This window comes from Borreliella americana, assembly GCF_032595795.2.
GTDB lineage: Bacteria > Spirochaetota > Spirochaetia > Borreliales > Borreliaceae > Borreliella > Borreliella americana.
Window position 1 is genome coordinate 1 of sequence record NZ_CP179252.1, and the last position, 13,387, is coordinate 13,387.

Here is a 13,387-nt window from a genome sequence, read left to right on the forward strand (position 1 = left end):
AATTTATATTTTTTTAGTATATATCTTTAACTCAAAATTTTTAATATAAAGTTCTTTTCTTTAAAGCTTGATAAAAATACTATATGGTAAAGAGTATATATGGGAACTTTGATTGGTATTTGTTATTACTTATTTTTGTTTTTAATACCAAAATTCTTATTATTACCTATTAAAGCTTAGAAATTATGACAATAGACAATAATATGAAAATAAACTTGATAAAAATCAATCAAAAATTGATCTCTAAAAAATTCAAAATATAAAAGAACTTTTGGCAATTATAATATTATTTTGATTAAATAATACAATATAATATTGTATCAAATCTTATATTGTATTATATTTAAAATATAAGATTTCAAATAAGGAGAATATTTATGAAATATAATATAATTGTAAGCATCTTTGTTTTTTTATTTTTAACTGCTTGCAATCCAGATTTAAATACCAATCAAAAAGATATGAAGTATTATTCTAATAAAAAGAGAAAAAAATTCAATAAAACAAAAGTAACTCCAAATCAAGAAGTAACTCCAAATCAAGAAGTAACTCCAAATCAAGAAGTAACTCCAAATCAAGAAGTAACTCCAAATCAAGAAGTAACCTCTAGTCAAGAAAAAGACCCTAATAAAAGAATAAAAAACAAAATGCTTGATGATTTAAGAAATTTAATAGAAATAGCTAAAGCAGATAGAAAAAAATATGTAAAAAAATTAGAAGAAGAACCCCTGGATCAATATGGAATATTAGTTTTCAAAGAATTGTTTTGGTCAGAATCCAAAAAAACGATAGCCGATAATATTGAAAAATCTAAAAAATATAGAACAAACATTTATGTCGCCTTAAATACTATTGATACCAATAAATTAAAGGAATTGTCAGAAATTGTGCTATTATCAAACCAAGTACACGGCACATTTAAAGCCCTTCACTCATTGGGAGAAGCTCTCGATCATGGAATTGTTTTCTTATGTTCCAAAGAAGATGTGCTAGACAAACTAGAAACTTCAAATTTAGAGAAGCTGAAAAATTTGTTTGAAAAATTATTTTCTACAAGAACAATCGTTTCAAAAATATTAAACCAACTTTTACTAGATTATCAAGACAATAAAAATCTCATAAAGACAAATAATACTAATCTTGCACATCATATGTATAAAATTTTCAAACAACTTCTAGAAAAAAGTGAAGAAGCAAACAGGCTTAAAAGTGACATATTTTCAATAGGTAGCCTTTAAGCTATGTATTGAAATTTTTGTTTGTCATACTGTAAAAAAAGCAAGCCTATCTTTTATTAAAGATAGGCTTAACGTTTTAAAACCAAAGATTATAAAAATTTTTCACCTATAATTTACACAAACTTTGAGTAGAGATGAAGTTTGTCAAAAAAATTGATTCATTGGTTTTTGCAATGTCTATAGAAACTCCTCGGGTAAAAATAAGACAACAATTTACAAACCAAAAATAAGATTTTTAATAATATCATCCCAATAGATAAAATATTTTTAACATAGGCCCTGAAGATACATTAATAAAATATCAAAATAAATTAATAATTTTAAGGTTGATTTACTTCTTTATAATTACGTCTTTAATTTGTTATATAATTAATTTAATTATACCCAATCCCCCCCTTTTTTTAAAAAAAAGCCAAAAATCCACAATCTAAAATGGATTGCTTTAATTTTATCCCCTTATTAACATTCACACCCATTTACTTTCATAATTAAATAGAGCTGATGAAAGGGGTCAAAACTGAAAAGGGGTAAAAAGCTCCTCAAAAGGGCTTAGATAAAATGTCAAGCCACACCTGTCGCCGAGGCTCCTCTCTTCTTAATAAAAAAAATAAATAATAAATACGGTTGTAATAATAAATTTTAAAGACAAATTGGAAACTAAGAGATTATTGTAAAATTAATTTTTATTAATTTTACAATAGATGTCCCTATGCCTTTCTGTTTAAAAAAATACCAAAATAAAAACATTCAAACTAAACTAATAAATTTTATTATATTATTATAAATTTATATAAAACCAGATCAATAAATATTTAGTTAATTAAAATATAATTTCCTATTCTTGTTATTATCTCTAGTAAATTCTTTATTATGTTTTTTATTGTTTATCAAGAACTTAATGACTTTAGGGTGCTAAAAAATAAGAAAGGAACAGAATATATTTTATCTTTAATAGAATGATATGAAAATTTCTGTAAAACTAAGTTAGGTAGCACGAGGGCATATCAAAATAAAAGTTGTTTGGTGGCCTGAACTATTTTTACTTATCATCCCTACAAAAAGACTACTTAGTAAATTTTTTATTAGTCTTATTAAAATTTATTTTTTATTTTGTATAAATATAGCAATTAAAATACACATTAGTAAAATTCGAAAAAATATTTGACTCTGTTCCATATGAAATTTATAAAATCCCAAAAAACCAAAAAATAAACACAATAAAAATGTTATTAACTTGCTAATATGAGATTTTGTGGTTTGCTTATTATTGCTTAAACTCTATATTTACTTTATAATAAAATATTATTTGGAAGTAAAATAAATAACTAAAGAAGCGAAGGGGATATTAATGATAATAAGAAGCAATATGTGCATTTTACTGCTAACAATAATATTGTTTGTATCCTGCAAGTTTTTTGGAAATTCTGGTTCAAGTAAAGAAAGCGGTGATTATTTGCTTGATAATACTAACAAGATTAGTAATTCAAGAATAGCTATTTATTCAATCAAGCAAGATGAAAATACAAATGATACTACGAGCGGAGCTATAAAGAACAAGAGTGCCTCCGAAATGCTTGCTGATGCCTCCGCTACTAGTAAAGAGGAAAAGCAAGAAACTAAAGATACATTAACCGAAGAAGACAATAAGAAGCTTATGGATTTTTTTATCAAAACTACAACATATTAATATACTCTATCTTCTATTTATAAAAAATATGCAAGATCTTATAATGCCATTGATACCTATGGCAGTTGTGGTGATTTATAGTATTGCGTGTTTTAGCATAGGGCCTTCTGAAAGGCGTAAAAAAGCTCTTGATGATCTAAAAAACAATAAACTGGAAGACGAGTTTTTTAAACTTAGCAAAATGCTAAATAGTGCTATTTCTAATTATAAGGACGACACTTTAGAAGACGCAATAAAGAAGTATAAGGAAACTATAGAGCAAGCTAGTCAAGATGAAAATAAAATAGAGACAATAAAAGATTATACAGAGTACATAAGTGCTAATGAACAGAAAAAGAAAAAAAACGTAGACCATTTAAAAACAGTTGCGAATGTTCTTCCTATTATTAAAAAAACTATTGAAACAGCCTGCCTGTCTTATGTTGATGCTTTTGTTGCTGTAACATCTAGCTTATCTTGTAACGAATTTAAGCAGGTTATTAACAAGTTTAATGCTGCTGCTAAGGAGTATGCTAATGGAGATAAAGGAGATAATGCTGTTAATGTTATTGTAGGGCCTATTGCCAGTATGGCTTATATCGGATTTGAAGATACGGGGTTTAACAGAGCAAAAATGTTTGCTAGTAATAAAAAAGGAAGCGAAGTAGATACTATGATTATAGCTATTGATAATAGCTAAGTACTATTTATAAGAAAGTCAAGTCCTAAGGTTTAATAATAAGTAAGAGAAATATATATATAAAGAATTTTTTGTGTTATTGTTTATTTTAAATAAAAATGAAGATTAAATTTTTAATTATAAGTTTAGCTATCTTAATTATAATTTTATTAAACTTGGTTTTATTTATTGTAAATACATCTACTAGTAGCCCTCATATTGTTCCCTCAGAAAAGATTGATATTTTACATCAGAGTAATATAGGTGCAATTAAATTCAAAATTTCCTTAATAAATCATTTGGGCTCTGTTGATATTGTTTATGATCACAATTCTGATAGTGAAAGATTTTATTTATATTTTGAAATTATAACAAACAAGAAACCTTTTAATCTTTTAAGTGTTTCTCTTAATGATGTTGTTATTAAACCTGGGGTTTTACTTGCATCCAATAGCAAATTAAGATTCGAAAGGGGTCAATATGTTTTGAATTTTAACGACTCAATAGAAAAAACAGGATTTTTTTGTTGACTTAGATCTTAGAAATGAATATATAAATCTAGCAGAAATTGCAAGAGTCTCTGGCATTAATTTTTGTGTTAAATGCATAGAAAGAGAAACGGGTGTTTTACGAAATGTTTTGTTCAAATTAAGTGTAGAAAAGGGTAAAAAATTCTTTAACCTTATTGAAAAGTATAACAAGAATATTGGTAAAGTTTCTTGATTTATTTGATTTTGTGGAAAAAAAGTTTGATTTGAGGATATATGAGGAATATTAATTGTGCTAAATACATTATATTAACAATGCTTATTGGATTATTTATTTTTTGTTGTGCAACCTTTTTTTGGTTGATTGGATTTTTTTTCAGATGACTTTAAAGAAGGGAGGTATTATTCAATAAACCCAATAGATAGTGTTATTATGCGAAAATGTTAGGGGCTTATTTCCAAATTATTGGCAATTATGATGTTAACTCAAATAAAATGGGGCAATATACTCCAGCAATTGTAGTAAATGTTTTCAAAATTAACATTAATGATGCTTTATTTAACTATTTATTAAGGCAAAAAACTTTAAAAGTTACTTTGATTTCCCATAATAATAAAGAGTATATTTTACAAACTAATAATTTCTTATCAAAGTATAATTTTCAAACACCAGAAAAGGAGAATAAATCTTATTAAGAAATTAAAGAATTTTATTTTAAGTTTAATAATGAGTTGATCGAGTCTTATGGTCAGCAAACCAAATATGCCTCCCCTTTATCAGGGCAATTATTCTCTATACCCCCTCTTTTATATACTTTCTATATAATAAATATATAGTTTCATAAAACAATTTTTATGTAAAAAAAGCTAAATGTCTGATTAATGCTATAGATTTATAATCTATAGTAGATGGAACTAGAACAATATGAATAAAGTTTTAACATTAACTAGTGATGCAATGATAACCTTTATTATTGGTGTTTTGGGTGCAACCATACTAATATGCTTAATTATAATATTCATTATATATACCATAATAAAGCCCAATATTATAGAGAAATTAAAATTTCTAACAATCAATCTACAAAAAAAACAAAAAAATTGGAAGAAATTGAAAAAAGGATAGAAAAATTAGAATCCAAATCACAAAAAGCAGAACTAGATAAAACTGAAAAAAAATCTATAAACTTATATAAGCTCAAAAAACACCAGATCTAATAGGGATTTACAAATACTTATTTTCATTTTTTTATTTAAAAATAAACAATCGAAAAAATAATGAAAACAATAAACATACTTTTTGCATTTTTGTTAATATGTATTTTAATTGCCATATTCATACAAATTAAAAAATATTAATCTTAATAAGATTAATAAAAAATTTACTAAATAATATTTTTTCAGATAAAAAGCAAAAATGGTTCAGGCCCCTAAACAACTTTTATCTTGATGCATTTTAGCGCTACTTAATTTAGTTTTACAGAAATTCTCATACCCCTGTATTAAAGATAGAATATATATTTCTCCTTTTTTATTTTTTAAAACCCTAAAATCGCCAAGCAAAATCCTAAAATCTTCTTTGGTTAATGAATAAAGATTAGCCACAATAAAATTATTTTCATTTTCTTTTTCTTTTTCTTTTTAGAGTTGGTTCAAAGAACTTATCCTTAACTTAATATCTAATTTTAGCATTTTATTAACTTCTTCTTTACTAAACTCAAAATGCTTTAAGTAAAGCAACTTAGAGAAATTTAAAGGATCGTTTTTGGCTATTAGCAAAGCAGAATTTTTTACTAAAGTTAAGTATAGTGGATTAGATAAAATATCTTTTTCTTCGGGTTGAGGCATTGGACATTGATAAAGGAATGATTTTACCACAGTTGTGTTAACAAATCTTCTTATCAAAAAGTCAAACGCAAAAGAATTAAAAATAGATATAATAAATAATTTTTTATAAAGTGATATTGGTGTTTTTTCACAATTTACATTGACCGTCGTTGTGCAATAGGAATTTTTAGGAGACAAAGTGCTAATCATGGTTCTTGAATCCGAATTGCTTGCAATGTCTCTATAAAATATTCTTTCAATTTGATATTGACCGTTTTCGTCGGATAATGTTTTTTCCAAGTCTTTTTTATCTATCCATAGCAATTTAGAATTTTCTTTTGCATCTTTATCTTCAAAAAACCTTGAATTAAATTGGTGAATATTAGCTCCGGAATAAAGAAATATAAAGTTTTTTTTATTATATTCTTTCAATAAAGATATACGATTCTTAATACCATAATTGAATCCTTTTTTAAAATTAATATATTCTTTACTAAGAATACGAAATGAACTAAACATTTTTTTAATTAAGCTAAATTCTTCATTATTTTTAAACTCTATTATTGATTACTGAATAGGAGATAATTTTTTTATTTGATTTATATTTAATATAATCCCTTTATAAGAATTTTCTTTTCCACCTTTTAAATCCTTAGTCATTTCTTTTAAAATACTATATATCAAAAAATTCATCTTTGGTATATCCTAGCAAAGCGTCTCCTACTTTTATATGAAACTTAATAAAGCTTGATGGGGTTCCAAAAATAAAAGTATTAAACCACAAACTTAAAATAGTAATTTCAACCGCAATAGGATTAATATCAACACCATAAATACACTTCTTTAAAAGCATTCTTTTAAGTACTAATTTTTTACTTACACTATCTTTAAAATCATATTCTTCGCTCGTTTTTAAAAGAGCTCTATATTCTTTATCAAGCTCTTGTTTTACATCTTCAAATTCATCTAGTTGATACCATACTTTTTCTGTTAAGTAATCTAAACAATTAATCAAAAGATGGCCCGAACCACAAGAATTATCAATAATTCTTATATCTAAAGGGGACTTGACTTTAATCTGCTCTTCAATTGATGATATTACCATAAAATCCGCCAAGTCATCTGGGGTATAATATGCCCCGCTTTTCTTTCTATCAAGCGATCTAGATACAAGATAAATATCACCTTTAAGATATGTAGCAACTTTGTGTACTTTCTCATTTTTAAGCTCTTCTTCAGTGCAAATGTCATAAACCCCGTTTTTAACAACACAATGAACAGTAGCATCTGCAATTTTTAGGTCATATTCAAGTAAGGTTTCGTATAATTTTCCAAAAATTTTAGGGTCCAACCTTGAATACTTTACAAATTTTTTATCTTTAACATTTTTTTCTTCAAAGAAAAGTATCTTAACCAGTATTTCTTCAAGCTCACTAATACTTAGCAAACCCCCATTATTTAAATATTTAACCCTATCTTCTAAAAATAATCCGCAATTAATTGCAGGCAACTTTATTGCATCACTTCCTTTATCAAATAAATTGAAAATTGTCATTATTTTTTTATATCCTAATTTCTTTTTTGAATTTTCATCATAAAAAAAATATCTAAAAGATATAGAAGATTTATATAAATTATTTTCTTCTAGTATTTTCTTAAACATTTCGCTATCTTCAATATATGCAATAAAAAATATCCTTAAAATAAAAATAATTGATTCTTCAAGAATGCTAGCTAAAATATGTTCAGTAATTTCTTTGCCCAACACTTTAAATTCTTTATAATATATATTTTTTGCAATTTTAAATACTATAGAGTCATCAAGCTTTTCATAAAGTATCTCTCTTAAGGTTTTATTAATTATCTCTTTTTCTTTAGTTATTTGTTCTTTTTCATATTTTATTACATTGCCTGTCTTTAGATATCTTTCTTTTCTTATAAGATATATGAATAAAACAAACCACTCTTGTTCTCTGTATTCTTCTTTTTCTTCAATTTTAGAAAAATTGAATTCAATGTAACTTTTTTCTCCAAAAAGTAATTTCGATTTATCATATAATCTCCATACCTTTCCATTTGAAAGTATTCCATAATGTTTTTGATATTGATTAAGATATCTATATAACTGATCTTCTGCTTCTTTTATTTTATCCTTAGCATTAAAACTAAATGAAGGACACTTAACTTCTGCTATAAGTAAGATATCTTCAGTTGGAATAGACTCATTATTTTTTTTCGCTTCTTCTAATTTGCTATTAAAATCTAATTTGTATTTATCATTTTCAAAAAGTAGTATAACTGCTTTAGAGTTTACTCCTTCTATTTGTCCACATTTTTGTTGTTCCGCTAAATAATTTAGTTCTTCAAATATAGATTTTAGTAAAGACTCTATATTTACTTTTGTTGAAGTATCATCTATTGAAGAAAGTCTATTTGTTACAAAAATGAAAAAATTTTCTATCTTCTTAATATTTTCTTTTTTTATAAAGTCTTTTGATAATTCCTTATACAAAGATATATTGGAATCATTTGCTTTTACAATAGAATTAACTTTCATAATTTATGATTAAGGCCCCGTTTATGTTATTTATAAATCTTTTTCAACCCTTCTTAATACTCAAATACGTTATAAGATTAGTTTTTTAATTAAAAAACTAATCTTTGGACAAATCAACCAAAGCTTGCTTTAATATCTTATTTAGATATAGTAACTTTATATCTAAAGTAAGATTACTCAAGCTTATTTCAAGCTTTTTTCATATTTCTCAGCAAAATCAATTTATAAATCTTTTAATTTTTAATTTTTGTGAAATGCTTATAATAAATCATAAATCTAAACACAGCACAAATACTAAATGCCTTTATTCATCATAACTTGATCCGTAAACTTACAGACACCATAACCTAAAAATACAATATTTTTAAATAAACACGCTATCAGCTTCAACAAGAATTAAAAATACAAACTGGGCATTGCTAATAAATTTCTACATAAAAATAATTTTAATCTTCAAAACAATTTAAATAGTTATGGATTATCATAGTATACTCAAGTGGTATGATGTCCTCATTAAAAGCAATGCTAAGCGCAAAAACCTTTCCATCAGGCGTTTGAATGGTGCTTGAACTTCTTACTTTTCCTTTAATAGAAATCTCCTTATCTATAAACTCAAAGCTAAAAATTAAATCAACAACCGTATCTTCATTAAGATCTTCATCAAAAAAAACAATAGCCAAAACCCCACCATAAGATAAATCTTTTATTACGCATTTGTACTTTGTCCCATTAAAATTAATAAAAACTTTATCAAAATCAATTTTTAGTCTTCTAATAGAATTTTTATCAACAATAATCCTTTCATGAATTCTCTGATTTTGGCCAAATTTTAATTCCAGAAGTTTTCCCAATTTAATTAGAATCTCTTCTGACATAGAAGTTGAAAATTTAAATTTTAATAAATTGTATTCTTTATTTTGAGAAACATAAGTAGAAACGCCTAATAGATTCACAGTCAAATCGGGGAAAAAATCCGAACTATTATTAGAATCTGAATTTTTCTTAATTTGAATAGAGAATAAATTTTTATTTTTAGCTAAAACGGCCAATATGTTATTATCTTCTTTAAGAATAATTTTAATATAATCTATGGAAATAGAATAAATCATTCCAAATACAGAATAAGAATCCATTGTTATATTAACAATATTGCTGATACTTAAAAAATCATTTATCTCTGTGCTCAATTTGACTTCTTTGTCTCTATACTTATTTCTATACTCTACTATCTTTCTAGATGAAATCATAAGCCCCTCCTATCTTTTATAAATAAAAGATAAAACACTTTTATAAATTAAATATTTAATATTTAATATTCAATTTTTTTATTTAGTTCTTGGTTTTCAAAAGATTATTAAGATCATTATCTTATTAGCAATTATCTACCCTTGACAAGGTATAATAAACAAAAATAAAATAACTCTGTATATATCCCTAAATTTATGAAATAATACCAATCCCAAAACAATCTAAAAATTTTCAACCTTGCTTTGCAGGCACTACTATTAAAATTTTTCTTCAAGTAACTACATCTCATCAATATGTCAATTGATACCATTAATTTTTATAATAGTAAATAACATATTTTTTCTTTGAAATCATGGCAGAGGCAAACAAATAATAAAATTAGTATATCTTTATGCGTTTTTATGCATTCTTATTATTAGTTACAATTTATTGTTAAATAATGACAGGCAAAAAAATTGACAATCAAATTTAAGATAAAATTCAATGACACTTGCTAAATAACGAAAAACAATCCCTTTGGAAAAAATAAAAAATAAATTCTTTGTAAAATATGAAAAGAAAATATTGTCACAATTGTCTTAAAAGTAAAAAAAGCGATTTTTTAATACTAAATCAAGAGGTAAAAACTTTTTTCATTTCTAAGTATCTATATATTTATTTAATAATACAGATGTGCAAAAATATGATAATTAGCTACATTTTATTTATTTTGGCAACAATCAGATTTAAATCAAAAAACACCGACAACAGTTACAGTACTACAGAAAAAAATCTAAAAGGTCTAACAGATTTAAATGAAATAATAGATAATAGATAAATTAATATAAGCGCGCTTGACAGCAAATTTAAGAAATACTCAAAAAAAAGATTTTATTTTACTAGAGTAAAGATTGACTTTATTTTTTATTTATTATATCATTACAGCGAGGTTCTTTAATTAGAACTCTCAAAATTATTAGTCATTTATAGATTAATTCTTACTTAATAAAGGGTAAGAATTATTGCTTTTTTTAAAAAAAATAATAAAAGGCAATAATTATTGCCTTTTATTAAGATTTGCTAATTAGTGCTCATTGATTATTAAATTTATTTTTAAATTTTTCAATTAAATCTTTCTCATTTAAAAAAATCGACTGTAGAAAAAACTCTGTAAACTTTATATTTTCTTTATAAAAGTCATAACTTTCTTTATCTTTAAATCTTAATGTCAATGGCTTTATTAAATTTTCTTCATTAAGTTTATTACTTATACTCACATTTTTATTAGTTTTGATATAATCAATAGCGGCCTGCACACCATTACTAATAATATAGCCTTCTTCTATAAGACCAGATTCAATCGCTACAGCCAATCTGATATATTTATAAATCTGTGTTTTAGCAAATTTAAATTTATATAAAAATTCTCTAAAAGATTTAAATCCGCCTTCCACATAAAGTTTATCTTTATTAATTTTTCTAAAAATTTTTATTCTTTCAACAATAGTATATATTTCTGCTTTAAGATTACTCTGCAATTTAATCACCAGCCTGTCATATTCTTCTTTTCTACTAGCTTGTACTTCATTGGGATTAATGAAATAATTAAAATCTTGTCCTGGTATTCTGCTGTTAACTTTTAACATAGACTTCTTTTTGCTCATAATTAGCCTCCTTTTAAAAACACAAAAATAAGTTCTACCAAACTAACAACTTGTCCACTGAGTGGACAAGTTGTCCGCTCTTTGGATAAGTTGTCCACTCAGTAGACAACTTATCCATTAAAATTAGTATATTAATTTAATATATTTGTTTTTTTAAAAAAAAAATTTAATACATTACAATACTCAATAATATAGTCTTTTGAAAAATCAAATTCTTCATTGCATCCTATTCTTTTATTCAGATCTTCACGTTCATTTATAACTCCCAAAAAGTTTTCTTTAGATTTTACAATATCCAACAAAGATTTATGTGAAAAATTTTTTTTAAATCTAGTTATAAAAATATAAATAGGAATTTCAGCTACGCCATAAACATATTTCTTTAGAATTTCAAATGCTTCCACAGACCATTTTTCTGCAACCATTGGAGATATTACATAATCACTACTTAATAAGGCTGTTTTTAACGTAAAATTCCTTTTAGGATTTGTATCTATTATCACATAATCATAACTATTATAATAGAGGTATATAATAAAATTAAGGAATTTGACATAGGTGTTAGTCAAAAGCTTAAAAGGTATTTAAGAAATGATTCTCTTGTAAACAGCGCATAGCTTATCAATAGCTCTAATCATATTATTTACTTCTTCCCCTGTCTTATTATTAGCAAACATCTTTGCATTATTAAACCACCAATCTTCAAATCCACCACTATACGCCATGCCAGAAATAGCACCTACAATAACACTAACAGCATTGTCTCCTTTATCTCCATTAGCATATTTCTTAGCAGCTTCATTAAACTCCTTAATAGATTTCTTAAATTCGCTACAAGATAGATTAGCAGTAACAGCAACAAAAGTATCAGCATAAGCTAGACAAGCTGTTTCAATATTATTTTTAATAATAGGAAGAACACTTTTAACTATTTTTAAACGATCTACATTTTCTTTCTTTTTGTTCTCTGTAGCATTTTTAGCTGCTTCGTAATCTATTACTGTCTCTATCTTAAACTCAGCCTCACTAGCTTGTTTTATGGCTTCCTTATACTGTGTAATAGCATCCTCTAAATCTCTTTTGTTATAACTAGGCACAGCTTTTTTTAGCATATTGCTAAGCTTAGCATACTCTTCTTCTAGGTTATTTTCTTCTAGTTTAGCAAGAGCTTGGCTACGTGCTTCAGAGGGATTTTTACTAAAACACCCAATACGATATGTATCACAGCTGCCATAGGTAGCAATAGTATTATAAGAGCTTGTATATTTGCTGTAAATAGAATCTAGAATAGATTGGTATGTTGTAGTTGTGCTAAAAAAAGTCCTAAGCGTCTCTTTATCATCTTCAGTTAACTTACCTTTGATTTCTTGCTTGTCTAGGCTACCACTTACGCCACTAGAAACAGGAGGATCATCAGCAACAAGTATTTCGGAGCTACTAGTATTCTCATTCCCTTGAGCTGTAGCTTTGCCTGAAGCCGTTAGTGATTCACTGTCTAAATTACTAATCTTGCTAGCAGTATCAGGCAAAGAAGAATCTTCTTTACTTGAGCTTTTATTTCCAAAAAACTTGCAAGATACAAACAATATTGCGACTAGAAGTAAAATACACATATTGCGTCTTATGGTCATTAATCTCCCCCTTCTTTTCTTTAGTTATTCATTACCCACAAATATTATTTTATCATAAAGAAAGCATAGATAAAGTGCTTTAAAGAGAGAAAAGAGTTAGCCAAAAGCTTAAGGTATTTAAGACATAACTCTTTTATAAACAACACATAACTTATAAATAGCAGCAGCTATCTTGTCTAATTTGCCTCTTTCATTATTAGCAATTATTAACAAAAGTCTTTACTCTTTTAAATTCCTCTTCAAAGTTCATTATAGACCATACTAAAAATAGCACCTACAATAACATCAACATCATTATTTCCTCTTCCATTAGCATACTCCTTAGCAGCAGCAAAAAATCTTCAGCAGCTTGCCTAAATTCACTACAAGATAGACACTGGCAACAACAGCAAAAAAAGCATCAACTCAAG

The 13,387-nt window shown here is 25.7% G+C and carries 13 protein-coding genes; 6 read left to right on the forward strand and 7 right to left on the reverse strand.

The window, feature by feature from the left end:
• Positions 1-377 precede the first annotated feature (377 nt).
• The 5 genes from QIA00_RS04870 (at position 378) to QIA00_RS04890 (ending at position 4,767) form a co-directional block, all read left to right on the forward strand.
• Positions 378-1,238 carry a virulence associated lipoprotein gene (locus tag QIA00_RS04870; protein ID WP_421114426.1) on the forward strand — a complete coding sequence of 287 codons (861 nt, stop codon included), beginning with the start codon at positions 378-380 and terminating at the stop codon, positions 1,236-1,238.
• A 1,348-nt stretch (positions 1,239-2,586) separates the two neighbouring features.
• Positions 2,587-2,925, forward strand: a complete 339-nt coding sequence (locus QIA00_RS04875) for a hypothetical protein (protein ID WP_421114427.1) — start codon at positions 2,587-2,589, stop codon at positions 2,923-2,925.
• Positions 2,926-2,953: 28 nt separating this feature from the next.
• Positions 2,954-3,604 (forward strand): hypothetical protein, encoded by a 651-nt coding sequence (locus tag QIA00_RS04880; RefSeq protein ID WP_421114428.1) that lies wholly within the window; start codon positions 2,954-2,956, stop codon positions 3,602-3,604.
• Positions 3,605-3,702: 98 nt separating this feature from the next.
• Positions 3,703-4,113, forward strand: coding sequence for a hypothetical protein (locus QIA00_RS04885; RefSeq protein ID WP_421114429.1), 411 nt, complete (start codon positions 3,703-3,705; stop codon positions 4,111-4,113).
• A 399-nt stretch (positions 4,114-4,512) separates the two neighbouring features.
• Positions 4,513-4,767 (forward strand): hypothetical protein, encoded by a 255-nt coding sequence (locus QIA00_RS04890; protein ID WP_421114430.1) that lies wholly within the window; start codon positions 4,513-4,515, stop codon positions 4,765-4,767.
• A gap of 945 nt (positions 4,768-5,712) precedes the next feature.
• Here the strand turns inward: QIA00_RS04890 and QIA00_RS05595 are convergent.
• From QIA00_RS05595 to QIA00_RS04900, 4 genes are all read right to left on the reverse strand, one after another.
• Positions 5,713-6,417 (reverse strand): hypothetical protein, encoded by a 705-nt coding sequence (locus tag QIA00_RS05595; RefSeq protein WP_476727166.1) that lies wholly within the window; start codon positions 6,415-6,417, stop codon positions 5,713-5,715.
• A gap of 48 nt (positions 6,418-6,465) precedes the next feature.
• A complete protein-coding gene (locus tag QIA00_RS05600; protein WP_476727167.1) occupies positions 6,466-6,591 on the reverse strand; it encodes a hypothetical protein in 126 nt (41 codons plus the stop codon).
• The gene (locus QIA00_RS04895) at positions 6,572-8,455 is read right to left on the reverse strand and encodes a DNA methyltransferase family protein (protein ID WP_476727168.1); all 1,884 of its coding nucleotides are present in this window, start codon (positions 8,453-8,455) and stop codon (positions 6,572-6,574) included. The genes QIA00_RS05600 and QIA00_RS04895 overlap by 20 nt, the downstream gene beginning before the upstream one ends.
• Before the next feature lie 446 nt (positions 8,456-8,901).
• Positions 8,902-9,702, reverse strand: coding sequence for a PilZN3 domain-containing protein (locus tag QIA00_RS04900; RefSeq protein ID WP_421114431.1), 801 nt, complete (start codon positions 9,700-9,702; stop codon positions 8,902-8,904).
• A gap of 683 nt (positions 9,703-10,385) precedes the next feature.
• Here QIA00_RS04900 and QIA00_RS04905 point away from each other — a divergent pair.
• The gene (locus QIA00_RS04905) at positions 10,386-10,520 is read left to right on the forward strand and encodes a hypothetical protein (protein WP_421114432.1); all 135 of its coding nucleotides are present in this window, start codon (positions 10,386-10,388) and stop codon (positions 10,518-10,520) included.
• 253 nt (positions 10,521-10,773) lie between these two features.
• Here QIA00_RS04905 and QIA00_RS04910 read toward each other — a convergent pair whose 3' ends face one another.
• The 3 genes from QIA00_RS04910 to QIA00_RS04920 all read right to left on the reverse strand — a co-directional run bounded on the left by QIA00_RS04910 (position 10,774) and on the right by QIA00_RS04920 (position 12,977).
• Positions 10,774-11,346 carry a chromosome replication/partitioning protein gene (locus QIA00_RS04910; RefSeq protein ID WP_421114433.1) on the reverse strand — a complete coding sequence of 191 codons (573 nt, stop codon included), beginning with the start codon at positions 11,344-11,346 and terminating at the stop codon, positions 10,774-10,776.
• 131 nt (positions 11,347-11,477) lie between these two features.
• A complete protein-coding gene (locus QIA00_RS04915) occupies positions 11,478-11,915 on the reverse strand; it encodes a ParA family protein (protein ID WP_421114434.1) in 438 nt (145 codons plus the stop codon).
• A 15-nt stretch (positions 11,916-11,930) separates the two neighbouring features.
• Positions 11,931-12,977 carry a hypothetical protein gene (locus QIA00_RS04920; RefSeq protein ID WP_421114435.1) on the reverse strand — a complete coding sequence of 349 codons (1,047 nt, stop codon included), beginning with the start codon at positions 12,975-12,977 and terminating at the stop codon, positions 11,931-11,933.
• Between the last annotated feature and the right edge of the window lie 410 nt (positions 12,978-13,387).